This is a genomic window from Ruegeria sp. AH12, from assembly GCF_056541465.1.
The window spans coordinates 1-26107 of record NZ_JBQFYL010000001.1 but is presented as its reverse complement, the minus strand read 5'-3'; the positions used below and the strand labels follow the sequence as shown (position 1 = coordinate 26107).

The 26107-nt window shown below is 56.2% G+C and carries 23 protein-coding genes and 1 pseudogene; 20 read left to right on the top strand and 4 right to left on the bottom strand.

Annotated elements, in window-relative coordinates:
• Window positions 1–41: 41 nt before the first annotated feature.
• Window positions 42–953, bottom strand: coding sequence for a cytochrome c oxidase subunit II (gene coxB, locus ACR0EL_RS00120; protein ID WP_353013711.1), 912 nt, complete (start codon window positions 951–953; stop codon window positions 42–44).
• 176 nt (window positions 954–1129) lie between these two features.
• Here coxB and tldD point away from each other — a divergent pair, with 176 nt between their 5' ends.
• The 5 genes from tldD (at window position 1130) to ACR0EL_RS00095 (ending at window position 8100) form a co-directional block, all read left to right on the top strand.
• Window positions 1130–2551, top strand: a complete 1422-nt coding sequence (tldD, locus tag ACR0EL_RS00115; protein WP_480497180.1) for a metalloprotease TldD — start codon at window positions 1130–1132, stop codon at window positions 2549–2551.
• Between the two features lie 237 nt (window positions 2552–2788).
• Entirely contained in the window at window positions 2789–3922 is a 1134-nt protein-coding gene (gene dprA / locus ACR0EL_RS00110; RefSeq protein ID WP_480497178.1) for a DNA-processing protein DprA, read from the top strand.
• 152 nt (window positions 3923–4074) lie between these two features.
• Window positions 4075–6678, top strand: a complete 2604-nt coding sequence (topA, locus tag ACR0EL_RS00105; RefSeq protein ID WP_480497176.1) for a type I DNA topoisomerase — start codon at window positions 4075–4077, stop codon at window positions 6676–6678.
• A gap of 91 nt (window positions 6679–6769) precedes the next feature.
• On the top strand, window positions 6770–7474 hold the full coding sequence (locus ACR0EL_RS00100) for a CoA transferase subunit A (RefSeq protein ID WP_480497174.1): 705 nt from the start codon (window positions 6770–6772) through the stop codon (window positions 7472–7474).
• Window positions 7474–8100, top strand: coding sequence for a 3-oxoacid CoA-transferase subunit B (locus ACR0EL_RS00095; protein ID WP_353013721.1), 627 nt, complete (start codon window positions 7474–7476; stop codon window positions 8098–8100). The genes ACR0EL_RS00100 and ACR0EL_RS00095 overlap by 1 nt, the downstream gene beginning before the upstream one ends.
• Window positions 8101–8144: 44 nt before the next feature.
• On the opposite strand, the gene ACR0EL_RS00090 is transcribed toward ACR0EL_RS00095, so the two are convergent.
• Window positions 8145–9011, bottom strand: coding sequence for a lytic transglycosylase domain-containing protein (locus ACR0EL_RS00090; RefSeq protein ID WP_480497172.1), 867 nt, complete (start codon window positions 9009–9011; stop codon window positions 8145–8147).
• A 353-nt stretch (window positions 9012–9364) separates the two neighbouring features.
• On the opposite strand from ACR0EL_RS00090, the gene ACR0EL_RS00085 reads away from it, so the two are divergent.
• The 15 genes from ACR0EL_RS00085 to pdeM all read left to right on the top strand — a co-directional run bounded on the left by ACR0EL_RS00085 (window position 9365) and on the right by pdeM (window position 25057).
• Window positions 9365–9598, top strand: coding sequence for a Flp family type IVb pilin (locus ACR0EL_RS00085; protein ID WP_480497170.1), 234 nt, complete (start codon window positions 9365–9367; stop codon window positions 9596–9598).
• A gap of 321 nt (window positions 9599–9919) precedes the next feature.
• Window positions 9920–10252, top strand: coding sequence for a Flp family type IVb pilin (locus ACR0EL_RS00080; protein ID WP_480497168.1), 333 nt, complete (start codon window positions 9920–9922; stop codon window positions 10250–10252).
• A 250-nt stretch (window positions 10253–10502) separates the two neighbouring features.
• Window positions 10503–11381 carry a Flp pilus assembly protein CpaB gene (cpaB, locus tag ACR0EL_RS00075; protein ID WP_170530998.1) on the top strand — a complete coding sequence of 293 codons (879 nt, stop codon included), beginning with the start codon at window positions 10503–10505 and terminating at the stop codon, window positions 11379–11381.
• A gap of 192 nt (window positions 11382–11573) precedes the next feature.
• Complete coding sequence (locus tag ACR0EL_RS00070) at window positions 11574–12947, top strand: type II and III secretion system protein family protein (protein WP_480497166.1); 1374 nt, start codon at window positions 11574–11576, stop codon at window positions 12945–12947.
• A gap of 16 nt (window positions 12948–12963) precedes the next feature.
• Entirely contained in the window at window positions 12964–13590 is a 627-nt protein-coding gene (locus ACR0EL_RS00065; RefSeq protein ID WP_480497164.1) for an OmpA family protein, read from the top strand.
• 199 nt (window positions 13591–13789) lie between these two features.
• On the top strand, window positions 13790–15025 hold the full coding sequence (locus tag ACR0EL_RS00060; protein WP_170531003.1) for an AAA family ATPase: 1236 nt from the start codon (window positions 13790–13792) through the stop codon (window positions 15023–15025).
• A gap of 24 nt (window positions 15026–15049) precedes the next feature.
• Window positions 15050–16486 carry a TadA family conjugal transfer-associated ATPase gene (locus ACR0EL_RS00055; RefSeq protein ID WP_353013733.1) on the top strand — a complete coding sequence of 479 codons (1437 nt, stop codon included), beginning with the start codon at window positions 15050–15052 and terminating at the stop codon, window positions 16484–16486.
• An 11-nt stretch (window positions 16487–16497) separates the two neighbouring features.
• Complete coding sequence (locus ACR0EL_RS00050; protein ID WP_170531007.1) at window positions 16498–17466, top strand: type II secretion system F family protein; 969 nt, start codon at window positions 16498–16500, stop codon at window positions 17464–17466.
• Window positions 17467–17476: 10 nt separating this feature from the next.
• Window positions 17477–18454 (top strand): type II secretion system F family protein, encoded by a 978-nt coding sequence (locus ACR0EL_RS00045; RefSeq protein WP_353013735.1) that lies wholly within the window; start codon window positions 17477–17479, stop codon window positions 18452–18454.
• A gap of 7 nt (window positions 18455–18461) precedes the next feature.
• Window positions 18462–19043, top strand: coding sequence for a tetratricopeptide repeat protein (locus tag ACR0EL_RS00040; protein ID WP_480497161.1), 582 nt, complete (start codon window positions 18462–18464; stop codon window positions 19041–19043).
• 29 nt (window positions 19044–19072) lie between these two features.
• Window positions 19073–19927, top strand: coding sequence for a tetratricopeptide repeat protein (locus ACR0EL_RS00035; RefSeq protein WP_170531013.1), 855 nt, complete (start codon window positions 19073–19075; stop codon window positions 19925–19927).
• The gene (locus tag ACR0EL_RS00030) at window positions 19928–20473 is read left to right on the top strand and encodes a prepilin peptidase (protein WP_480497160.1); all 546 of its coding nucleotides are present in this window, start codon (window positions 19928–19930) and stop codon (window positions 20471–20473) included. It abuts the gene before it with no gap.
• 116 nt (window positions 20474–20589) lie between these two features.
• Entirely contained in the window at window positions 20590–21897 is a 1308-nt protein-coding gene (locus tag ACR0EL_RS00025) for an ATPase (RefSeq protein WP_170531017.1), read from the top strand.
• 40 nt (window positions 21898–21937) lie between these two features.
• A complete protein-coding gene (locus tag ACR0EL_RS00020; protein WP_480497158.1) occupies window positions 21938–24349 on the top strand; it encodes a ligase-associated DNA damage response DEXH box helicase in 2412 nt (803 codons plus the stop codon).
• Window positions 24350–24388: 39 nt separating this feature from the next.
• The gene (gene pdeM / locus ACR0EL_RS00015; protein WP_480497155.1) at window positions 24389–25057 is read left to right on the top strand and encodes a ligase-associated DNA damage response endonuclease PdeM; all 669 of its coding nucleotides are present in this window, start codon (window positions 24389–24391) and stop codon (window positions 25055–25057) included.
• Here the strand turns inward: pdeM and ACR0EL_RS00010 are convergent.
• Together ACR0EL_RS00010 and ACR0EL_RS00005 are read right to left on the bottom strand one after the other, a co-directional pair.
• The gene (locus ACR0EL_RS00010) at window positions 25054–25800 is read right to left on the bottom strand and encodes a LytTR family DNA-binding domain-containing protein (RefSeq protein WP_480497153.1); all 747 of its coding nucleotides are present in this window, start codon (window positions 25798–25800) and stop codon (window positions 25054–25056) included. The genes pdeM and ACR0EL_RS00010 overlap by 4 nt on opposite strands.
• Before the next feature lie 206 nt (window positions 25801–26006).
• Window positions 26007–26107: pseudogene (locus ACR0EL_RS00005) on the bottom strand (bifunctional methylenetetrahydrofolate dehydrogenase/methenyltetrahydrofolate cyclohydrolase); the annotation flags it as partial.

Below are 26107 nucleotides of genomic sequence, written 5' to 3'. Positions count from 1 at the left end.
GCTCGTTCGTGGCAGATGGGCTTACCCCACCCAGATGGCTATCAGTTCGAGGCCACCTGATAAGCTTGCGGCAGCCCCGCATACTCATCAATGGCACCCTTAAGCCACTCTTCATATGCCTCTTCGCTGACCACCTTTACGGTGATCGGCATATAGGCGTGGTCCTTGCCGCACAGTTCCGAACACTGGCCAAAGTAGACGCCTTCTTTTTCGGCTTCGAACCACAGTTCAGCCAAACGTCCGGGCACACCGTCCTGCTTCACGCCGAAAGAGGGGATCGTCCAGGAATGGATCACGTCAGATGCGGTCACCTGCATGACAACGATCTTACCCACCGGTACGACTACGGCAGTGTCAGTTGCCAGCAGCCATTCGTCATCACTATAACCGGAATCGGCCAGTTTCGCGCGCATTGCGTCATCCAGAACGAACGGTGTGACATCCGCATCTGCGGGGCGAGCACCTTCGTCCAAGGTCGCCGGGTGACCCAGCAGATAGCTGTCAAAGGCAAAGTCGTGGTCGACATACTCGTAGGTCCAGTACCACTGGTTGCCCACAACCTTGATCACAACATCGCCTTCGGGAATTTCCTGCTGTTTGAACAGAACCGGCAGCGAAAACGCACCAATAAAGACCAGAATAATGATGGGGCCCAAGGTCCATGCGATCTCGACCGGGGTATAGTGCGAAAAGCGCGCCGGGGTCGGGTTGACGCGCGAATTGTAGCGCACGATGCAATAGACAAGCAGAGCCGCCACAAAGATACAGATTGCGGTGATGATCACCAGAATCATGTTGTCCAACCTGTGAATGCCTTCCGCAAGGCTGGTCGCCGCGGGCTGGAACCCAAGGCCGCCATCGACCGGCTTACCAATGATCTCAAGGTCCTGAGCCATGGCGGGAAGGCTGGAGAGGGCTGTCATCAACCCTGAAAGCATCAAAGCATTCTTCATGTTCTGTCCTGATCGTTTGATCTTTGCGTCTCTCGCGAAAAGGTGTGAATCGGTCGCACCTCTCCCGTTGTCTTTGGCCGCGTTAAAAACCATATTCCGTCGGGTAGATAAAGCAAAATGCTTGCGTCAAACAGACGCTATTTTTGATCTGGATCAAACCCGAAAGGCTCTAACCCATGACTCAGGCCCCGTTTCGCCCCTTTGAAAGCGCACTTCCGCAGGACGAAGCGCTGGCAGTTTTGCAATCGGCAACCGCCGGGGCCGAAGACGGAGAGCTGTTTGTCGAGCGCCGAAAATCGGAATCGCTTGTTTTTGATGATGGGCGGTTGCGCACCGCATCTTATGATGCATCTGAGGGGTTTGGTTTGCACGCGGTCCAAGGCGAAGTGGCCGGCTACGCGCATTCTACGGATGTTTCGATCCCTGCTCTGAAGCGTGCAGCCGAAACCGCGCGCCTCGCGGTGGGCGATGGTGGCGGGACGCTGGCCGAAGCCCCGCGCGCCACAAACACTCGGCTTTACACGGACGAGGATCCGATCGAATCCGCCACCTTTCCTGTAAAGATCGACACGCTGCGCGAGATTGATGCCTTTGCCCGGGGGTTGGACCCGCGCGTTGTACAAGTCAGCGCCACAATCGCGGCAACCGTGCAAGAGGTCGAGATTTTGCGCCCTGACGGCGTACAGGTGCGCGACGTGCGTCCGATGACTCGGGTGAACATCTCGGTCATCGTCGAGCAAAACGGCCGCCGCGAAAGCGGCTCAGCTGGCGGCGGCGGACGCGTTGGCCTAAGCGGGCTGATCGATCCTGCCGACTGGCAGAACAAAGCCCGCGAGGCTTTGCGGATTGCGCTGGTCAATCTGGAAGCGATACCCGCCCCCGCTGGTGTCATGGAGGTCGCTCTCGGACCCGGCTGGCCGGGCATCTTGCTGCACGAAGCCATCGGACACGGGCTTGAGGGCGATTTTAACCGCAAGGGCAGCTCGGCTTTTGCGGGGCTGATGGGTCAGCAGATTGCGTCAAAGGGCGTGACTGTGGTCGACGATGGCACTATCGCAGATCGACGCGGCTCGATCACCGTGGATGACGAAGGCACGCCCAGTTCACGCACCGTGTTGATCGAAGACGGTGTTCTGACCGGCTATATGCAGGATCGCCAGAACGCTCGCCTGATGGGGGTCGTGCCTACCGGCAACGGACGTCGCCAAAGCTATGCCCATAAACCGATGCCAAGAATGACAAACACCATCATGCTCGGCGGCCAGGACGATCCGGCTGCTTTGGTCGCGGATATTAAGGACGGTATCTGGGCCGTCGGCTTTGGCGGCGGTCAGGTGGACATCACAAATGGCAAATTCGTTTTTTCCTGCACCGAAGCCTACCGGGTTGAAAACGGCAAAATCGGCGCTCCGGTAAAAGGTGCCACCCTGATCGGAGACGGCCCCTCGGCCCTGAAGCGCATCCGGGGATTGGGCAATGATATGGCGCTGGACCCAGGCATGGGCACATGCGGAAAAGACGGTCAATGGGTTCCTGTAGGGGTTGGACAGCCAACCGTTTTGATGGATGGGCTGACTATTGGCGGTTCTGCTACCTGAGTCGGAATCGTCATTTCCGGGTATTCGAGGTTAATGCAGCCTGCCCGCTTGGCTGTGTATTTCTGGGCGGTCAGCTAAATGCGCCTAGAAAACTTGCATGAATTTGTGCTTCGTTATCAGATGGATAGCGAAACATAGTGTTAGTAGACGCGACCGAAACGCAGCAAATTTTCATCGATTTACAGGCTGTTAACCCGCCCTGACGTAAACCAGTTTTGCAATCAGGCGGAGCATCGGATGACCGAAGAGCAGCTTTCTTCCAATCACCCCCCACTCCCACCCACCACGGAAGAGGACCGGTTTTCCTGGCTTCGTCTGTTGCGCTCACGCAAGGTTGGCCCTGCAACATTTCGTCGGCTGCTGCGTGAACATGGCTCGGCGCAGAATGCGCTGGCCGCGCTGCCTGAAATGGCACGCGCTGCCGGAATAGAAGGGTATGAAATCTGCCCCCCCGGCGTGATTGAGGCGGAGCTCAAGGCCGCAAAGGCCGCCAAAGCGCGGCTTTTGTGCCTTGGGGCCGCTGATTTTCCAGAGGCATTGAACGATCTGAATGATGCCCCGCCGATGCTATGGGCAATTGGCGATGTTTCACTTTTGCATAAACCCGCAATTGCGATGGTTGGGGCCCGCAACTGTTCATCACTCGGCGCGCGGATGGCGCGCGGGTTGGCAAAGGAGCTTGGGCAAAAAGACCATGTTATCGTGTCGGGCTTGGCACGCGGCATCGATACCGCAGCGCATACGGCATCGCTTGAAACAGGGACAATCGCTGTCATGGCGGGCGGCGTCGATGTCATCTACCCGGCCGAGAATACAGAACTTGCCCACACTATTGCGACCAAGGGCCTAAGGCTATCTGAGCAACCCGTCGGTGTCACACCACAGGCGCGGCACTTCCCGCGCCGCAACCGGATCATATCAGGGCTGGCTCAGGCTGTTGTTGTGGTCGAAGCTGCTGCAAAATCCGGCAGCCTGATCACGGCCCGGGACGCGTTAGACCAAGGGCGGGAGGTTCTTGCAGTGCCCGGGCACCCGTTCGATGCACGTGCCGCCGGATGCAATCTACTGATCCGAGACGGGGCGACGTTGGTCAGATCCGCCGATGATGTGATCGACGCGCTGCCGCTACCGCAGCCCAAACTGTTCCCCCAAGCCGAAGCAAGGGGCGAAACGGTCCCCCCTTCCCCCGCCAACTCAGCGGCTCTGCATGATGAGGTGTTGCTGCGCCTGGGCCCGTCCCCCATAGCCGAAGACCAGTTGATCCGCGACATCGCCGCAAGCGCGGGCGAGATTGGCCCGGTCCTTGTTGATCTGGAGCTGGAAGGGCGGATTCAACGCCAGCCCGGCGGGCTGTTGTCATTGGCCAGTTAACCGACGAACCTGCTGGCTCAGACCGTGTGGGGCGATGAGAAACCGCGCATCAGCCTAGACGCCAAAGGAACGCATTGACAATTCGATCTTGTCGCACACATCTTGCACGGCCATAAAACGCGCAAAGTCTGTCGAGCAAGGATTCATCTTAAATGCCCGTAGTTGTTGTAGAATCTCCGGCCAAAGCCAAAACGATCAATAAGTATCTTGGTCCGGACTACACGGTTTTGGCCTCGTACGGGCATGTTCGTGACCTGCCACCAAAGGATGGATCGGTCGATCCGGACCATGAATTTTCTATGACATGGGAAGTCGGCAATGACAGCCGCAAACATGTCAAAGCCATCGCCGACGCCTTGAAAGAAGATAATGCGCTGATCCTTGCCACTGACCCGGATCGCGAGGGCGAGGCGATCAGTTGGCACCTGCAAGAAGCACTGACCAAGCGCCGCTCGATCAAGAAAGACACGCCTGTCAGCCGGGTAACCTTTAATGCCATCACCAAAGAGGCCGTGACCGAGGCGATGCAGAACCCACGCCAGGTCGACATGCCGCTGGTCGAGGCCTATCTGGCGCGCCGCGCGCTGGACTATCTTGTGGGGTTCAATCTGTCCCCCGTTCTGTGGCGCAAACTGCCGGGTGCCCGGTCGGCAGGCCGCGTGCAATCTGTCTGCCTGCGCCTGATCGTCGAACGCGAGATGGAGATCGAAGCGTTCAAGCCAGTCGAATACTGGTCGGTCCGGGCGCTGTTCGATACCCCACGGGGCCAGACCTACGAGGCGCGTCTGGTCACTCTGGCGGGAAAAAAGCTCGACAAACACGATCTGGCCAATGCCACGCAGGCGGAACTGGCGGTTCAGGCAATCACCAGCCGCGCACTCAGCGTGACCTCGGTCGAGGCGAAACCGGCAGCCCGCAACCCCAGTGCGCCCTTCATGACCTCAACCCTGCAACAAGAAGCCAGCCGTAAGTTCGGCATGGGTGCACGTCACGCGATGCAAGTGGCGCAGCGGCTGTACGAGGCGGGCTACATTACCTATATGCGGACCGACGGTATCGATATGGCCCCCGAAGCCGTGGCTGCCACGCGCGACACCATAGCTGACAGATATGGCAGCGAATACGTACCAGACAGCCCGCGTATGTATAAGAACAAGGCCAAGAACGCACAGGAAGCGCATGAATGTATCCGACCAACGGATATGACGCGCGATGCCAAGGCGCTGAAAGTCACCGATGAAGATCAGCGCAAACTGTATGATCTGATCTGGAAACGCACGATCGCCTGCCAAATGGCGGCGGCACGCCTTGAACGGACCACGGTTGAGATTGGCAGCGACGATGGGCAGGTCGGCCTGCGCGCGAACGGTCAGGTTGTTCTGTTTGACGGCTTCATGCGCGTTTATGAGGAAGGCCGTGACGACGTTGCCGATGATGACGAAAAGCGCCTGCCGCAGATTATGCAGGGAGATCCGGCGCCATTTGCCAAAACCTCGCTGAAAGATCAGGTCTCAAAGGCAGAAGACAAGGCCGCTATCCTATCCGATAACGAATCCGTTCTGGCCCTGCAGCACCACACCCAACCTCCACCACGCTATACCGAGGCCACTTTGGTCAAACGGATGGAAGAATTGGGGATTGGGCGTCCGTCGACCTATGCCTCGATCGTGACCACGATTCAGGACCGCGAATATGTACGCAAGGACAAGAACCGGCTGATCCCCGAAGAAAAGGGCCGGATTGTCACGATCTTCCTGCTGAACTTCTTCCGCCAATATGTGGGTTATGAGTTCACGGCCAATCTGGAAGAGGAGCTGGACGACGTCAGCGCAGGAGACCGCGACTACAAGGACCTTCTGGGCAAGTTCTGGCGTGATTTCTCGGCTGCGATTGGCGAGACGTCGGAATTGCGGATCTCCGAAGTGCTGGACAAGCTGGACGAAGCGCTTGCACCTCAGCTCTATCCGCCCCGCGAAGACGGGTCAGATCCGCGTATATGCCCAAAATGCGGGACTGGGCAATTGCATCTGAAAACCTCACGAACCGGTGGATTCGTTGGATGTGGAAACTACCCCGAATGCACCTATACCCGTCCGATTGCCGGAGAAGGCGCAGAAGGTGATGAACGATTGCTGGGTGAAGACGCAGGTGACGAAATCTGGCTTAAATCCGGCCGGTTCGGCCCGTACGTTCAACGCGGCGAACCGACGCCTGAGAATAAGAAACCCCCGCGCGCCTCTCTGCCGCGTGGATGGAGCAAGGATGACATGGACCTTGAGAAGGCCCTGACGCTGTTGTCCCTGCCCCGCCAGATCGGTGAGCACCCCGAGGGCGGCATGATCAGTTCAAACTTCGGTCGTTTCGGGCCCTATCTGATGCATCAGCTGGCGGATGAGGCCAAGCCGGTATATGCCAATCTCAAAGACCCCAACGATGTGTTCGAAATCGGTATGAACCGCGCCGTCGAACTGTTGGCCGAAAAGCGCGCCAATCCGGGTCGCGGGCGCCGCGCCGCTGCAAAACCGCTGAAAGAGCTGGGCGAACACCCCAATGGCGGCGCGATGCAGGTGCTGGACGGGCGTTATGGTCCATATGTGAAATGGGAAAAGGTCAATGCGACAATCCCCAAAGACATCAAGCCCGAAGATGTGACGCAAGAAATGGCCGTTGAACTGGTCAACGAGCGCGCAGCCAAGAAAGGCACCAAGAAAAAGGCGGCACCCAAAAAGAAGGCCGCCAAAAAGGCGGCCGGGTAGGTAGAAATACCACCACCCCCTTGGTTTCATTGACTTCCCAATGACGTGGCGGCACAACCTGCGCATCACCATGTCATTGGGGGAGTTTTCCATGAAGAAAGTCTATGCCAATGCCTCCGAGGCGCTCGACGGAGTGCTGTCGGATGGCATGCTGATTGCGGCGGGCGGATTCGGCCTGTGCGGCATTCCGGAGTTGTTGCTTGAGGCGATCAAGGATTCGGGTGTCAAGGACCTGAGCTTTGCGTCGAACAACGCGGGTGTGGATGATTTCGGCATCGGCATCCTGCTGCAAACCAAGCAGGTCAAAAAAATGATCAGCTCTTATGTCGGTGAGAACGCCGAATTCATGCGCCAATATCTGAGCGGAGAGCTGGAGCTAGAGTTCAACCCCCAAGGCACGCTAGCCGAAAGGATGCGCGCGGGTGGTGCTGGAATCCCCGGCTTTTACACCAAAACCGGCGTGGGCACCGTGATTGCCGATGGGAAAGAGCACAAAGACTTCAATGGTGAAACCTACATCCTTGAAGAGGGTATCTTTGCAGATCTTGCCATCGTGAAGGCCTGGAAGGCCGATGACACTGGAAATCTGGTGTTCCGCAAGACCGCTCGCAATTTCAATGTGCCGGCTGCCACCTGTGGCAAGATTTGTGTGGCCGAAGTGGAAGAGATTGTTCCGCGTGGCTCACTGGACCCGGATTCAATCCATCTGCCCGGCATCTATGTGCATCGCATCATCCAAGGCAGCCATGAAAAGCGTATCGAACAGCGCACCACTCGCACGAAGGAGGATGCATAATGCCCTGGGATCGGAACCAAATGGCCGCGCGCGCGGCAGAGGAGCTGGAAGACGGCATGTATGTGAACCTCGGTATCGGTATTCCGACGCTGGTGGCGAACTATGTCGGCGACAAGGACATCACCCTGCAATCCGAAAACGGTATGCTGGGCATGGGCCCTTTCCCATTTGAGGGTGAAGAAGACCCAGACCTGATCAACGCAGGCAAGCAGACAATCACCGAACTGTCCCGCACATCCTACTTCGACAGCGCCACATCCTTTGCCATGATCCGAGGCGGCAAAATCGCCGCGGCGATCCTGGGCGCGATGGAGGTGGACGAGAAAGGCGATCTGGCTAACTGGATGATCCCTGGCAAGCTGGTCAAAGGCATGGGCGGCGCGATGGATCTGGTGGCAGGTGTTGGGCGTGTCATCGTTGTGATGGATCACACCAACAAACACGGTGACTCGAAAGTTCTGAAAGAATGCACCCTTCCGCTGACCGGCAAAGGCGTGGTTGATCTCATCATAACCAACCTGGGCGTTCTGGACGTTGTCGAGGGTGGTTTGAAGATCGTCGAACTCGCGGATGGTGTCAGCGAAGACGACATGCGCGCTGCGACTCAGGCTAAAATCGTCGATTAAACAATCGTGTTCAGCCAATGGCCCGCTCGGAGCGGCGGGCCTTTTTAGTTGGCGGTTTGAAACACGCAACCGTCAGAGATCAGATCAGGTGGTGTCGAACAAAGCGCACGCGCGATCTGAAACGCCGCCAGAACTTTAGGCACATAGTCCCGTGTTTCGGCATAGGGTGGCACACCACTGTGTTTTCTAACGGCACCCTCGCCCGCATTGTATCCAGCCAGAACCAGAATCGGATCATTGCCGAACTCTTGCATCAGCCAATTCAGATATTTCACACCACCGGAGATGTTTTGATCCGGCTGGAAACTGTCATTCACGCCGAAACGCGCTGCAGTTGCGGGCATCAGCTGCATCAATCCCTGCGCCCCAGCGGAACTGACGGCATCCGCACGACCGGCCGATTCGACTGCAATCACAGAAAGCACCAAGGCGGGCGAGACATTTGTGCCCACTGTTGCACGCAAGATATCCACGCCCTGTTGCTGTGCAATGTTCTGCAAGGTCTGAAGCCTGGGAGATTTGATACTCGTTGCTGACAGGGCTTGGATAGCGTCCTCCAATCGGCCAGCCCGAGCCTGGGCCAATTCTGGCGATATCCGGTCCCAGAACGCTTTGTATGAACCTTTGGGGTTACTTTTGACACCTCCATCCGGTGTGGTCGCTGGCGGAACTTTGGCTTTCTTGATGACTTCGGGCACAACCAGTTCGGCCCCTGTACTGGGCGCGGATGGTCTTGCGGCATGCTCTTGCGGAGATATCTGAACGGTTACGCGTGGGCGTTCACCGGGTTTCGGCGCCTTGATCCTTTTATATACACCACGTGGTTCGCGTTCAGTTGCCCCTAAAGGCGCAACACTAACGGTTAGGAACACCAACACACCGGCGCATTTAAGTGCGTCCCGGAGATTCATTTGCCTGCCTCATGCTCTCTTTTTTCGAAAGTTGAACCGCAAAACGTCTCGCAAGGCCAGAAAAACAAAGCGAATTGGGGCAATTTCGCCTCATTTGGCGCTTTTTTGCACCGCCCGGCACGGTGAAAAGGGTGGTGCTAAATATTTTTTCTGTTTTTTATCAGTTGGTTAGATAATTCGTATCAAAAAAGTTAAATCAAACAGAAAAAAATATCGGTTTGGCCCAATTCCTGCCATGCGTACCCGTCAAACATAAGCCCATACCGAGACGGACTGGAGCGGACTGAGAGAGAAAGCTCTGAAAGACGCCAAGGTTCAACAGACTTATTTAGATCCTTTAGGAGGGACATAACATGATCAAGTTCATCAAGAACTTCCGCAAAGACGAAGACGGCGCAGTAACAGTTGACTGGGTTGTTCTGACCGCAGCAGTCATCGGCCTGGCTGCCGTTGCATACCAGCAGATTTCGGCTGGCGCGACTGGCCTGGCGACCGACGTCAACACCGCACTGAACGCCGCAACCATTTCGACCGGCAGCAACTCCGCCGCAGGTGGTGTGACTTCGGCTGGTACGAACTCCAACTAAGCAATCGCTTAGCGTAAGATTTGAAACCGCGCCACTTCTGGCGCGGTTTTTTCTATTTGTGGAGCCCTCTCATTTGCTAGGCTGAATCGCGAAAAAAGTAAATTTCCGGTTTAGGTCGATTGCCCAGCAACGAGGATCGATCGCATCTTCTTATCGCCAAAGCGGCGCAATTTGAGGCAATTATTCGTAAACTGTGGCGCCAGGTACAATTTTTGGCCCTATTTCCGCCACGCATGTCACTCAAAAATATTCTTGGAATTGCAGAGTAAACGGCCCTCACTAGTGCCTGGGCCGAAACGGACTATGGCTCGGAGGGGTGAGATGTATAAGTTCATCAGACGGTTTTCGCACGACGAAGACGGCGCCGTCACGGTTGACTGGGTTGTATTGACGGCCTTGATTATTGGCATCGGTTCAGCCCTGTACTTGGCAATCGCCTCTGCAACCAACAGCTATGGCGGCAACGTGAACACCGCGCTTACATCCTCAACCGTAAGTACAGGCGACAATGACAATGCTGGCGGCTTTACAGTTGCAGGTACGGCAGGCGGCGGATCATCGTCCGGCGGAAGTTCAAGCGGCGGCTCGTCTTCGGGCGGCAGTTCAGGTGGCGGGGACGGCGGCTCCAGCGGCGGAAGCTCGGGCGGCGGTTAAAACTGATAGACGACACTCAGTTACAAAAAAGCAAACGCCGTAACAAATCGTGCGCGGCGTTTTTGTTGCGAAACCGGTGTGAGACGCACCGTTAGATCTCAGCAAACAGTTTCCGCAACAATATTAAGAATCCCGGGCGATTGACCAATTTGTCCCAGATTTCGACACAATTGCTCTGTAGGAATTATGCTGTTCAAAATTGCTGATACTGTCGCTAACCAGTCGACCGGCGAAAAAGTGAGGTACAAATATGCGAGCGGTATTCGGACTTGTTCTGATTGTCGGGGTAGCTCTGGCGGGGGGCGCTGTCTATATGGCGCGCAACTATATATCTGAGTACCAGAACGAGCTGGCCCGTCAGAAGCAGGCGGCAGCCGAGGCGCTGGCCAATGCTCAGGTTGATGTCATCCCCACTGTAACTGTTTACGTGTCGAATCGGCCGCTGAAGTACGGCGAAGCTCTGACACCAGAAGACGTTCGCGCCGTCGATTGGCCCGAAAACGCGATTCCCGAAGGCACGTTCACCGAGATGGCGGTCCTGTTTCCGGAAATTGGACCGCAGGAGCGTTTTGTCCTTCGCACCATGGAAAAGGACGAAGCGATTCTAGCGGTCAAGGTCACAGAGCCGGGCGAAAAGGCTGGCCTGACTTCACGTTTGGAAAAAGGCATGCGCGCCTTTGCGATCAGTGTTGACGTGGCATCCGGCGTGTCAGGTTTTCTGCGTCCAGGCGACAATGTAGATATCTATTGGACGGGTTCGAGCGGCACCGCCGAAGGATCAGCGGGTGGTATCACCCGTCTGATTCAGTCAAACATCCAATTGATTGCTGTCGACCAGACAGCGGGCTCTGACGTGTCACAAACGACAATCGCACGAACCGTGACGGTTGCTGCAACACCCGAGCAAGTTGCAGCGCTCGCCCAGGCCCAGAACACTGGTCGTTTGTCTTTGGCACTTGTTGGTGTGCAGGATGAATCGGTCGCATCTGCAATCGAAGTTGACCAAAGAAAGCTATTGGGCATCGAAGAAATCGCGCCTGCGCCTGAAAAGGCGAAAGAGCAGGTCTGCACCACACGCATTCGAAAAGGCGGCGACACGTTCGAAACCCAAATACCCTGCACAAATTAACGTCAATTCAGAACGTTATCGGTTCAGGCCGCGCAGAACGCGCGGCCTATTTTTTTGCCATTGTTGCCTATTGTCCACATAAACAAAATTCCGGAAACCATTGATTATTGCAATAAATTCGGTTTTCGCGCACTGTCTTACACATAGGGCATCAGACCCAAAAAACGAGGCGTGATCGGAGAGGCAGGTCACATGACAATACGTTCCTGGATCAGCGCAACCTTGCTGGGGTTGTCGCTTGTTATTGGCCTGGTCGGCGATGCCGCCTGGGCTGAAACCCTTCGCGTGGTGAAAAAGGGCACAGTGGAAACACTGGATGTTCCGATGAATCGCGCAATCGTTGTGGAAAGCGAACAACCGTTCGCCGAACTCAGCATTGCCAATGCGGGCATTGCGGATATTTCGTCGCTTTCAGACCGGACCATCTATGTTCTGGGTAAGACACCCGGCATGACCACTCTGACGTTGTTTGACGGCGCCGGCATGCTGTTGGCGAATGTGCGCGTTCGCGTAGCGCCTGACGTTACGGAATTTAAAGAACGTCTGCGTCAGATTCTGCCGTCGGAGCCGATTGAAGTCCGCACCGCCAATGACGGCATTGTATTGTCGGGCACAGTTTCAAGCTCAGCCAAACTGGCACGTGCGCTTGAATTGGCAGAACGCTATGCGCCTGAACGCGTATCGAACCTGATGTCGGTCGGTGGAGTTCAGCAGGTGATGCTGAAAGTCCGATTTGCCGAGATGAACCGCTCGGTTGCGAAACAGCTTTCCTCGTCGCTTTCCTTTGCGAGCGGAGACGTTTCAGGTGGTTTCAACCCTCAAAACCTTGTTCCACCTGTCACAGTGCAAGATGGCACACTGTTGTTTGGCTTTGGTGTCGGTTCAGCGCAGGTCAATGTGTTGCTCCAGGCGCTGGAAACCAAAGGTTTGGTTCGAAATCTGGCCGAGCCTAACCTGTCGGCCCTTTCTGGACAGGAAGCAGCGTTCCTTGCAGGTGGCGAAGTTCCAATCCCGGTACCCCAAGACGACGGCGTAGTCGCCATCGAATTCAAACAGTTCGGTGTTGAGATGAAGTTCACCCCACGCGTCGTGGATGGTGATCTGATCAACCTGGAAATGGGCACTGCAGTTTCGGCCATCGATACTAGCTCGAACTTCACGATCAACGGTGACATCGTACCAAGCTTTATCACCCGTCTGGCGAAGACAACGATTGAGCTGCGGGATGGCGAAAGCTTTGCAATCGCGGGTCTGCTTCAGGACAACTTTACCGATCAAAATAACCAGATCCCCTGGTTGGGCGATGTTCCGATCCTGGGTGCTCTTTTCCGCAGCGCCGACTATCAGCGCGAACAAAGCGAGCTTGTCATCATCGTAACAGCGCATCTGGTTAGCCCAACACGCGGCGAAGCCCTCGCGTTGCCAACTGATCGCGTCAAACCGCCCAGCGACTTTGACCTGTTCGTCACCGGCCGCGTCGCCCGCACAGAGCGTCAAGGTACAGGTGCTGCATCCGAAGTTGCCAAACAAGACTTTGGCAGCTCTTACGGCTACGTCCTGGATTGATGAGGAGGATAGACCAATGAACAAGTGGATTATCACCCTGGGTCTCACAGTCGCCATCTCGGCCTGTACACGCGAGGCGGGATATGAACTCGACCAGGGCGCATACGGCAACGCAACGCTCAACAATATCCAGGTTATGAATGGCGAGTTGACCTTTGCACAGATCCTAAGCCGCCGATTCGCCTCGGACGTTCCGGTTCAGATCAACTTTGCATTCAACAGTTCTCAACTGGACGCCTCGGCGCAGAGCGTTCTGCAGCGTCAGGCCGATTGGATCAAACAGTTCCCTGAGGCGCGTTTCCGCGTTTATGGCCACACCGACGCCGTGGGATCGACCAGCTACAACCAAAGCCTTGGCCTGCGCCGCGCGCAAGCTGCTGTTAACTATCTGGTACAACAGGGAATTTCACGCTCACGGCTCGAAGCCGTGGTATCGTTTGGTAAAACGCGCCCCCTGATTGACACGCCGAATCGTGATCGGCGAAACCGCCGGACGGTAACCGAGGTTTCGGGCTTTGCAGACGGTAGATCACAGCTGCTGGATGGCAAATATGCCGAAGTCATCTATCGCGAATATGTTGAGAGCGCGACAAGAGCGAGTTACATCCAAGAATCTTCGGATACATCCGGCGAAGGTGGATAATTTGCTCGAAATAGGCGACATCGTCGCCTATTTCCCTACAATTGGTTCTTTTGCGCCAAATTCTTGCCCAACTTCACAGCGACATTGTCAACAATTGGGTGACCTGCGGCCTGAATTGACCGCTTAGGGGCGACAGCAAATCAATCGGCGTGATCTCGTCCGCAAGAGATGCTGGCCTCTCTCAACGAGGGTAGTTTGTATGACCAGCGCGACGCCGCAAGACGACAACACCGGTATCCTGGCCTGCACGATCAGCCGGGACGTCCAGAACTTCGATCTGCTGATCGAAGATATGGAAGCCGCTTTGGGTGAGCGTTGGGGCGATCTTGGTTTTGCCGAAGCTTTGGCGTTTTTTGGTCAGCCCGAAGCGGATTCGATGCAATTCGTGGCCTTGGCCATTGACGGCGAAGACGAAGATAACCTTTCTCTGATGGGTGAAATCATCACCCAGGCGAAGGAGAAGAAGATCAAAGTAGTGCTGATTGCCGAGGATGTGACACCCGCATCGCTCCATCAGCTTTTGCGCAAAGGCGCGGATGAGTTTGTACCCTACCCTCTGCCCGAGGGTGAATTGCAAGAAGCAATAGAGCGTATGAACCAGCCGGATCCGGTTGCTGCTGCACAAGCAGCAGCAGTTCCGTTGGCGGGGGGTGACGCCAAAGAAGGCGCGATGTTTGTTGTCCATGGATTGGCCGGGGGTGTCGGCTCAACAACCATGGCCGTGAATCTGGCCTGGGAACTTGCTAACGTATCTGACAAGGACGCCCCAACAGTTTGCCTGATCGATCTGGATCTGCAATTCGGCACAGTTTCAACTTATCTCGACCTGCCGCGCCGTGAAACTGTGTTCGAGATGCTGTCCGATACAGCCGCTATGGATGATGAAGTCTTCTCGCAAGCGCTTCAAACATATGAAGAAAAACTGCAGGTTCTGACAGCACCGGCCGATATGGTACCTCTGGATCTGATCACACCGGAAGACATTCAGCGTGTCATCGACATGGCGCGCAAGCATTTCGACTATGTCATTGTGGACATGCCGAAAACGTTGGTTCACTGGTCGGAAACCGTGCTGCAGGCGTCCCATGTCTATTTTGCCATGATCGAGTTGGACATGCGGTCCGCTCAGAACGCGCTGCGCCTGAAACGGGCCCTGCAAGCCGAAGAACTGCCGTTCAACAAGCTGCGATTTGCATTGAACCGGGCTCCGAAATTCACTGATCTGAATGGCAAAGGTCGCGTAAAACGCATGGGCGAAAGTCTTGGAATTTCCATCGATTTGCAACTGCCGGATGGCGGGAAACCCGTGATGCAAAGTGGCGATCACGGTCTGCCACTTGCCAACGCTGCGGCCAAGAACCCGTTGCGCCGCGAAATCGCGAAGCTGGCAAAATCACTCCACAGCCTGGGCAGCAGCGACGCTGAGGCCGCGTAAAACCATCCCAAGGGGGGATCAGCCGTGTTTTCAAGATACAAGAAATCGTCCGAAGCGCAGCCGGTGCAAACACCGGCTAAAGCGCCTGCACCGGCAGCACCTGTAGATACCCCCGCACAAAACGCCATCGCTCGTAAGCCGGTTCAGAAGAAGGCCGCCGAAGCGACTGGTGTCGATCGCGATCGCAAGCGCAAGGAACGCCTGGGCGAAATCAAGATCGAGCTGCACCGTGAATTGCTTGAGAACCTGAACCTTGCTGCGCTGGAAAACGCTGATGAATCTGAACTACGCTCAGAGATCAGCGCGATTGCCAGCGAAGTTCTTGAAGCGCGTAACATTGTTCTGAACCGCGAAGACCGGACCCAGCTGAACAAAGAGCTATATGACGAGGTCACAGGCCTTGGCCCCTTGGAAACGCTGCTTCAAGACGACACTGTCAACGATATTCTGGTGAACGGCCCGCAACAGATATTTGTGGAACGCGCCGGTAAGCTGGAAATCAGCGACATCACGTTCAAGGACGAAAAGCACCTGATGCGGATCATCGACAAGATCGTATCCGCTGTGGGTCGTCGAGTTGATGAATCCAACCCCTATGTTGACGCTCGTCTGGCCGATGGATCGCGTTTCAATGCTATGGTGCCACCAATTGCGGTGGACGGCTCGCTGGTTTCCATCCGCAAGTTCAAAAAGGACAAGCTGGGCATTGACGACCTGGTCAATTTCGGTGCGTTTACCGAAGAAATGGCCGCCTATTTGCAGGCCGCAGTGTCGACCCGACTGAACGTTATCGTGTCGGGCGGTACGGGTTCAGGTAAAACAACCACGTTGAACGCGCTATCCAGCTTCATCGACGATGCCGAGCGTATCCTGACCATCGAGGATACGGCGGAACTTCAGCTGCAGCAGACCCATGTGGGTCGGATGGAAAGCCGCCCGCCGAACGTGGAAGGCAAGGGTGAGGTCAGCCCGCGCGACTGTCTGAAAAACGCACTGCGGATGCGCCCTGACCGTATCATCGTGGGTGAGACGCGTGGCGCCGAGGTCATCGACATGTTGCAGGCTATGAACACCGGTCACGATGGGTCAATGACCACGATCCACGCCAACTCGGCTCGTGATGGTATCTCGCGACTGGAGAACATGATCGCAATGGCCGGCATCGAGATGCCGATCAAAGCGGTCCGCAGCCAGATCTCGTCCGCTGTGAACCTGATCGTTCAGGCCAGCCGCCTGCAGGACGGCTCGCGTCGTATGACATCAATCACCGAGATCACCGGTATGGAAGGTGACGTTATTTCGATGCAGGAAATCTTTAGATTTCAACGTGTTGGATTGACACCTGACAACAAGATCATCGGTCACTTCACTGCAACGGGTGTACGCAGCCACTATTCGGAACGGTTCCGTCTGTGGGGCTTTGACCTGCCTGCGTCCATCTACGACCCAACCACAGTGTAGGAGAGCTTAGTATGAATGTGCCTATGGAGGCGATCATCTATGTCGCCATATTTGTGGGGGTCCTTGCCCTGGTTGAAGGCATCTATCTTGTCGCGTTCGGCAAATCCATCAGCCTGAACAGCCGGGTTAACCGCCGTCTGGATATGCTTGAAAAAGGCGCCGGGCGAGAACAGGTATTGGAGCAGCTGCGCAAGGAAATGCAGCAGCATATGAAATCGCAGAGCATCCCTCTGTATTCATTGCTTGCAGACAAAGCTCAAAAGGCCGCAATTGCGTTCTCGCCCCGGCAACTGATCATGATCATGTGCTTGGTCTCTGTTGTCGCATTCATGGGACTAAGCATTGGCACTGCGACAGAAATCACCCTGCGCATCGCCATCTCAATCGCGATCGGTATTGGCGGTGTCTACGCTTGGGTGAACCACAAAGCCAAGAAGCGGATGAGCCTGATCGAAGAGCAATTGCCCGATGCAGTGGAACTGATGGTCCGATCCCTGCGTGTGGGCAACCCGTTTGTTTCGACAATTCAGGTGGTTTCTAACGAAGTACAGGACCCGCTGGGAACTGAATTCGGTGTAATCGCCGATGAATGCGCCTATGGCCGCGATGTTGGCGAGGCGCTGAAAGACATGGCAGAACGATTGGATATGCAGGATTTGCGCTTCCTCGCCGTTGCTGTCGGCATTCAACAGCAATCCGGTGGTAATCTCGCGGAAATTCTGGCCGGTCTCGCACAGGTTATCCGCGCACGTTTTCGCCTGTTCCGCCGGGTCAAAGCCATCACGGCCGAGGCGCAGTGGTCTGGCAAGTTCCTGTCTGGTTTCCCAATCGCCTGTCTGGTGTTTATCCTGGTGAAAGACCCAGGCTATTACGACGAGGTTCTGGATCACCCTTGGTTCATTCCGGCGTGTTTCGTCGTTGGCATACTGCTGACGCTGAATCTGATCGTCATGAAGATCATCACCAACATTAAGGTCTGAGGGCGGTATCATGGAATTTCTGACCAGTATCAACGATATGCTCACCGAGAACCTTGGTGAGTTTGGCCCACTGATCGTTGTGGGCATTCTGGGCCTTGTGCTGATCGGCGTTGCCGTTTCGCTGATGATGAGTCAGCCAGAAGACCCGTTAAAAAAGCTTCAGCGCTCGACCGCTGCCCCAAAGGCAGCGAAGAAGGGTAAAAAAGACAAGTTGCGGCATGGCAGCCAGAACGAACAACTTGAAAAGTTTGCCACCTTTCTGGAACCCAAGGACCAAGAAGAATACTCCGCGGTCCAGCTAAAACTGCGGCAAGCGGGTTATCAATCAAAAGATGCTGTTCGCTTCTTTCACTTTGCGCAGTTCGCACTTGGAATCACTGGTATCGTTCTGGGCGTCATGCTGATCACGGTGTTGGCAGGGGATCAGGAATACACCAGCCAGCAACAGATCATCCGCGTACTTTTGCCCGGTGGCATTGGCTATATGATCCCAAAGTACTGGATCACGCGCCGGGTCGCGGAACGGCAAGAAGCGATCACATCGGGTTTCCCGGACACGCTTGACCTCATGCTGGTCTGTGTTGAGGCGGGGCAATCTCTGGATCAGGCGATTGTGCGTGTCGCAGGCGAGATGAAATCCTCCTACCCGGATATCGCTCAGGAATTCGAGGTTGTCGCTTACGAGATGAAGGCGGGCAAAGACAAAGATTCAGTTCTGCGTGACTTTGGTACCCGCTGCGGCGTTCAGGACGTCAGCTCTTTCGTGACGGTGATGATCCAATCGGCCACATTCGGTACATCAATCGCTGAAGCCCTGCGGGTTTATGCCGGTGAGATGCGCGATAAACGGGTCATGCGGGCCGAAGAGGCCGCAAACAAGTTGCCTACGAAAATGACTCTGGTCACAATGATGCTAACGGTACCACCATTGTTGATCATTCTGGTTGGCCCTTCTGCAAATGTCATTTCGAGCTTTGGCCGCGGATAAAGCGCTAATGAATACAAAACCCAGGTGCGTCCGATCTGGACTTCGCCGACTGCTTCAAGCCACGGTGGTGATAGCCACCGTGGCTTCTTGTGATCAACTTGGTCAACCCAACGGGTTGGATGCGCCGGGCATCGACCCCGATGGTCAAACAAGCGACAACATCGCGACCGGCAACAGGTTGATGGCCGCAGGGGAATATGAACTTGCCCTGCAAAGTTTCAGCCGCGCCGCGCTTGAACAGGGGATGACGCCACAAGTCCTGACATCGATGGGAACCGCCAATCTTGGATTGCGGCGTTTGGGTCAGGCAGAACCTTTGCTACGGCGCGCGGTTGAAGATGACACTAAATGGCCCGTGGCCTGGAATAATCTGGGCGTATTGCTGATGGAGCAGCAGAAATACCCCGAAGCCGCTCAGGTATTCCAACGTGCCTTCGCCCTGGACAATGGCGAAAGTGACGCAATTCGGGACAATCTGCGCTTAGCACTCGCAAAAATGGAAAATCCTGTTAATACTACTCCTCAAGAACAAGAATATACGCTGGAACAGCGCGGCGACGGGCAATTTACGCTGCGCAAAATCCAGTAAACGAGGCAAGAGCAGTAAAGGACGCAAAAATGCGCCAACAATTCTTGATTCCGTCACTCATTCTGAGCGGGCTTATTCTATCTGCATGCGAAAAAGAATCTGCCGAAGAGCGGGTTGAACGCACATTTCAGGAAGTGAACGTCATTGACGAAACCAACCTGAACGACGTTCTTCTGAACGCCTCAGATCCCAACGAAGCGGTGACCTATTTTCAGGGTGCCGCCGCCAAGAACCCCAACCGCATCGATCTTCAGCGTGGACTGGCCGTCTCGCTGGGTCGGGCAAAACGTACCACCGAAGCAAGCGCTGCCTGGAAACGGGTGACGACCATGAAGGGAACCAACAGCTCTGACAAGGTTGAATATGCGGACGCGCTGGTTCGAAATGGCGATTGGGCGCAGGCCAAATCGGTGTTGGATTCAGTTCCCCCAACCTATGAAACCTTCAAGCGCTATCGTCTTGAGGCTGTTGTGGCTGATTCCAGAAAAGAATGGAAACGCGCTGATCATTTCTATGAAACAGCCATGGGTCTGACGACCCGTCCTGGCAGCGTCATGAACAACTGGGGCTATTCTAAACTGACCCGCGGCCAGTATGCGGAAGCAGAGCGCCTGTTTTCCGACGCCGTTCGGCAGGATAGTTCGTTGTTTACGGCAAAGAATAACCTGGTTCTGGCCCGCTCGGCCCAGGGGAACTACAGCCTGCCTGTTGTGCCGATGTCGCAGATCGAACGCGCGCAATTGTTGAACACGATGGGCATTTCAGCTGTCAAACAGGGCGACATCAATACCGCGAAGAACCTGTTCCGCGAGGCGATCTCGACTCATCCGCAGCATTTTGACGAAGCGGTCAGATCTCTGCGCGCGCTTGAGAGTTCCACCTAAATGGAAATTCCTGTTCGCGCGGCGATCTGGTTCTTGCCGTTCATCCTGCCGATTTGCCTGTATGTCGCCTTTACCGACATGCGCGATATGAAAATCAAGAACCATGCGGTTGTGGCTCTGGCTTTTATCTATGTGGTTGTCGGGTTGATTGCCCTGCCCCCTTGGTCTACCGGCACAATCAGCGGCTCGCTAGGCCCCTTCCCGGTCGCCTTCTCCCCGTATGTCTGGCAGTTGCTGCATCTACCCATTGTGCTGGTTGCGGGCATTCTTTTGAATGCCATCGGTGCTTTCGGTGCGGGCGATGCCAAGTTTCTGGCCGCGGCAGCGCCCTTCGTCTGGATACAAGACCTGGGCGTTCTGATCGCGATTTTGCTGGCAACAGTGCTGGGCGCCGTTGCCACTCATCGGCTGGCCCGCCACACCAGACTGCGCACCATCGCCCCTCATTGGGAAAGCTGGGATCGCGGCAAGAAGTTCCCGATGGGCCTTGCTCTGGCCGGGGCTTTGGTCATGTATCTGATTTTGGGCACTGTTTACGGTTCGTGAACTATCATCTGTGCGCCATGTCACTGCCTTGGTCCCGCCACAAAGCTGAGCCAGATTTCCCACAAGTGGCCCCTTTGCGGGCATATGTGTGATTTCAGGATAGACGAGCGCCGCGCATGAATATGCAAACCTCCGCCGTGATGGCCCCTCCTGCGCCTAAGGGATTGGGCGAAATGCAGCTCCCGCTGGTGATGATGCGGGACATTCTGCTGAAAACAGTCTTTCGCAAGAATGCCAGCACCGTATCCGAAGTGGCCGAGGCAATCTGCCTGCCCGGCGCTGTCACACAGGAACTGATTGACATCGCGCGCGAGCAGAAACTGCTGGAAGCCACGGGCACCCTGAACGCCAATAGCGGCAACGAGATGGGCTATCAACTGACCGACGCAGGCAAAGCGCGTGCGTTAGATGCGCTGAGCCAGTCGGAGTATTTCGGCGCGATGCCCGTACCGCTTGATGTGTACCGCGAACAGGTCAAACGCCAGTCGATCCGCAACATTCAGGTCACGCGTGAGCAATTGGTTGGCGCGATGGGCCATCTGGTACTGCCTGACAGCTTGTTGGACCATCTCGGCCCCGCGGTCAGCGCAGGCCGCTCGATCCTGATGTATGGCCCTCCGGGCAACGGGAAATCCTCGATCTCGAACGGTATTCGGGATGCGTTGGGCGACAACGTTTATGTCCCCTATGCCATTGAATATGCTGGTCAGGTGATCACCGTCTATGACCCGATCGTTCACACCGCGATCGAGCAGGAAGCTGACGATCCCAACAGCCTGCGCCGCCGCAAGCGGTTCGACTCGCGCTATGTGCAATGCGAGCGCCCAACTGTTGTGACGGGTGGTGAACTATCACTCAGCATGCTGGATCTTGTCTACAACCCCACCGCGCGAACCTATCAGGCCCCGCTGCAGCTGAAATCGACCGGTGGCATCTTCATCGTGGACGACCTTGGCCGTCAGGCGGAACCGCCGCAGGCGCTGGTCAACCGCTGGATTGTTCCGCTGGAAGAAAACAAGGACATCCTTGGCCTGCAATCGGGTGAAAAGTTCGAGGTGCCGTTTGACACGCTCGTTATCTTCTCGACCAACTTCCACCCGAACGAAATCTTCGACCAAGCCGCCCTGCGCCGGATCTTCTTCAAGATCAAAATCGACGGCCCCAATCAGGAGAACTTCCTGAAAATCTTCGCCATGGTGGCACGCAAGCGCGGCATGCCACTGGATGAGGCCGCTCTGGTCCACCTGCTGAAGGTCAAGTACCCAACCATCGACAATATCTACGCAAACTACCAGCCGATCTTCCTGATCGATCAGATGATCTCGATCTGCGAATTCGAGGGCATTCCCTATCAGATGAGCCCTGATCTGATTGACCGCGCCTGGGCCAACATGTTCGTCAAGGACGAGAAAATCGTCAAATAACGCCGTGCTATTCCGGCACGAGGGCGGTTAATCTGCGCCTATGACGCAGATTCCCGCCCGGATCACCGATTGGTTTTCGGCCAAAGGCTGGTCCATCCACCCCCATCAGCAAGACATGTTCGACCGGGCGCGTGATCCTGCGACGCTGCTGATCGCGCCAACTGGGGGCGGCAAGACAATGGCCGGGTTTCTGCCGTCTCTGGCTGAACTGGCCGAAGGCGCACATAGCGGGCTGCACACGATCTACGTCTCACCGCTAAAGGCTCTGGCGGCGGACATAAAACGCAACCTGCGTTCCCCGGTCGACGAGATCGGCCTGCCTATCCGTATCGAAGATCGCACCGGCGACACCTCGGCCACGCAGAAGAAACGCCAGCGCGCGGACCCACCGCATATTCTACTAACGACGCCCGAAAGCCTAGCCTTGCTAACCTCATATGAGGATGCGCCGCGCATGTTTGATGGGGTGCAGCGTGTGATCGTCGATGAAATCCACGCCCTCGCTGAAAGCAAGCGCGGAGATCAGTTGATGCTGGCACTGGCGCGGTTGCAAACCCTGTGCCCGGACCTACGTCGCGTGGGCCTATCTGCAACGGTCGAAGACCCGGAAGGGATCGCCCGCTTTCTGGCGCGTCACCCGGACCCCTGCCGGATCATACAGGCCGATCCCGGCCCCGACCCCGACATCGCGATGCTGGAAACAGACGAAATGCCCCCCTGGTCCGGTGGTGGGGCGGCCTATGCGATCCCGGCTGTTCTGGATCAAATCCGCCAACACAAAACAACTTTGATCTTTCACAACACCCGCGCGCAGGCGGAAATTTTCTTTCACAACCTGTGGCTTGCCAACGATGAGGGCCTGCCTATCGGCATCCATCACGGCAGTCTGGACCGTCAACAGCGCGAGCGTGTTGAGGCCGCCATGGTACGCGGTGATTTGCGCGCCATTGTCTGCACCGGCTCTCTGGATTTAGGGATCGATTGGGGCGATGTCGATCTGGTCATCCAAATCGGCGCACCCAAGAATGTCAAACGGTTGGTGCAACGGATCGGGCGGGCAAACCATCGCTACAACGCGCCGTCCAAGGCGCTTCTGGTGCCCGCCAACCGGTTCGAAGTGGTGGAATGCATCGCGGCACTGGAAGCTGCGAAGGCGCATGAGCTGGATGGTGACCCGCGCGGCGCAGGGCCCCGCGACGTGCTGTGCCAACACATCCTGATTGCGGCCGCCGCGGGCCCATTCGATGCGGATACGCGGTTCACGGAAATCACGTCCGCCGGGCCGTTTTCCGATCTGACCCGCCCGGAATTCGACGCCTGTCTGGATTTCTGTGCAACTGGAGGCTACGCCCTACGCGTCTATGACCGCTGGCAGAGACTACAACAGCGCTCTGATGGGCGGTGGCAGTTGCGCGACCCCCGCGCCGCTGCACGTATCCGCATGAACCTTGGCACCATTCAGGACACCGATACGCTCAAGGTACGGTTGAGGCGTAACAGGGGTGGCAAGCCCTTGGGCGAGGTTGAAGAGGCGTTCGCAGCCTCTCTTACCCCCGGCGATACTTTCCTGATCGGCGGTCAGATCGTGCGCTATGAGGGGCTGCGGGAAATGGTGGTCGAGGTCAGCCGTCGTGCTGATAAGAAACCCAAAATTGCCACCTTCGCAGGAACGAAATTTGCGACCTCCACCCAGTTGAGCGACCGCATCCTGCGCATGTTCGCACAACCCGATTGGCCTCAGTTGCCCCGTCACACAGCAGACTGGCTGGCCTTGCAGAGGGACATATCCCGACTGCCCCAACGTGATCGCCTTCTGATTGAGAGCTTTCCAAGCGACGGACGAGAGCACCTATGCGTTTACGGCTTCGCCGGACGCAATGCCCAGCAAACTTTGGGCTTGCTGCTCACCAAGCGCATGGAAGAAACCGGGTTCGCGCCCTTGGGTTTTGTTGCAACAGACTACGCGACTTTGATCTGGGGCTTGGATGCGGTGACCGATCCCAGCCCCCTGTTCCAACTCGACGCCCTACGAGAGGGGTTGGACACGTGGCTGGCCGGCAATGCCGTCATGAAACGAACCTTCCGCGCCTCGGCCACAATCGCGGGGTTGATCGAACGCAACACCGGCGGGCAACGCAAAAGCGGACGGCAGGCCACGTTTTCGTCAGATATCCTCTACGATACGCTGCTGAAGTATGACCCTGACCACCTGCTGATGCAGATCACCCGAGAGGAGGCCATGCGCGGGCTGGTTGATTTTGGGCGTATCGAGGCAATGGTCGCACGGATCGGAGATCGGATTGATCTGCTGCGGCTTGACCGTATCACACCGTTGGCCGCGCCTCTGTTTCTGGAGGTTGGAAAGATCCCGGTCAAAGGCGCGGCCGAGGAACGGTTGCTTGCAGAAGAAAGCGCGCGGCTGCTGGAAGCTGCCGGGCTGAACCAACTGTAGGCCCTTGCACGTGGAACAGAAACAGGCAAAGAACGTATCATGAACGGCTTGGATTTTCTGTTTTGCGGTCAGGCGCTGCGTGCCCTTCCCTCTGGCGCACTGTGGTGGGCTGATCGGCGGATGCTGTGTGTTTCGGACCTGCATCTGGGCAAGTCCGAGCGGCTGGCACGGCGCAGCGGATTGACTCTGCCACCCTATGACGGCCGCGAGACACTGGATCGGCTATCGGCTGATCTGGATGCGTCAGGTGCTGAAACCGTTTTGTGCCTGGGCGACAGCTTCGATGACCTTGATGCCTCAACCGCCTTGGCAGCGTCCGAGAAACTGCAGATCGCCAGGCTGCAGGCCGGTCGGGAATGGATCTGGATCGAAGGCAACCACGATCCCGGCCCTATCGAACTGGGCGGCACACATCTGGCGGAGTGGGCCAAAGGTCCTCTGATTTTTCGCCATATCGCCGAGGCAAATGCCAAGGGCGAAGTCTCGGGTCATTTCCACCCAAAGGCGCGCCTATCGATCCGGGGTAGATCAATCTCTCGCCCGGCATTCTTGGTGGATCAAAATCGGCTTATCCTGCCAGCCTATGGCACCTACACAGGTGGATTACGCAGTTCCGACCACGTTCTGTCAGACCTGATGCAGAGCGGCGCTATGGCCATTTTGACCGGGCCAAACCCGCAGATGATCCCGATGCCGCGCACGGCCTAGATCAACCCATCTTCTTCCAGCATCGGCTTGTATTTGCGGCTGACCGGCACCAGATCACCATTGACCAAACGTAAGAAGGTTTTGCTGCCGGTCTTTTCAACGCCCGCAATGGATGCATCTGTGACCCAATGTGAGCGGTGAGAGCAGTGGCCGGGAACAGGCTCCATCTCGGCAATCGCGTCCGTAAACCGGGACCTGATCGAAAACACGCCTTCTGAGGTAACAACATCCACGTTGTGATCTCGGACTGTCAGCCGGTAGATCTGACCCTCAAACCCTTCAGGCAAGCGTTTTGACAAGCGCGGCAATTCCGGCGGCTTAGGCCCCATGCTATCGGCATGAAGATCACCGCGACGCACAAGCACAAGGCCTGTGGAAAACAGCACGCCATATGCTGCAACCGACTTAACCTCGGGCACCACCTTTCCGGTATACGTAAACAGACCCCAAGCCAGCAGCCACAACAGCGGTGTCAGAAACACCAGGATCACCGCCGCGAAAGCCAAATCGCGCAGCGGCAGTTTCAATAGTATCAGCTTGTCTCGCAAAAGCATCCGTGTCGCCCAGATCGCGCCCAATGCGATTGTCATAACTCCGACCCAAAACAACAGGCGCAATCCATAGGGAACATCAGCATCCATGAAGGGGGGGAAGGCATATGACAGCAACGGAAGAAAAATGAACGCGGCGCACATGCGCTGGGGTGTAAGGGCCGTTCTGAGCTCACTGACTTCGGTATTCATACTTATCTTCAGATGCACCGCGCCAAATCAACATCAGACATATCGGCGAAGATGCAGACTAACTTAGTAACCATCTGGAAAATAATATTTATCACGATTTGCTTCACAAGGAAAGCTTTTCAAAAAATACCGCGCCCGTGGTCATGCGGGCGCGGTAAATCGTATCTTAAACTAGCTGGTTCTGGTTGCAGTTCCGGAACGCAGAACTATGCCGTGAGGCCTTCTGGTTCTGGCAGGCTGTTTGCGCGGCATGCGGCGGTGAGGGTGTTTGCGAGTAGGCAGGCGATGGTCATGGGGCCGACGCCTC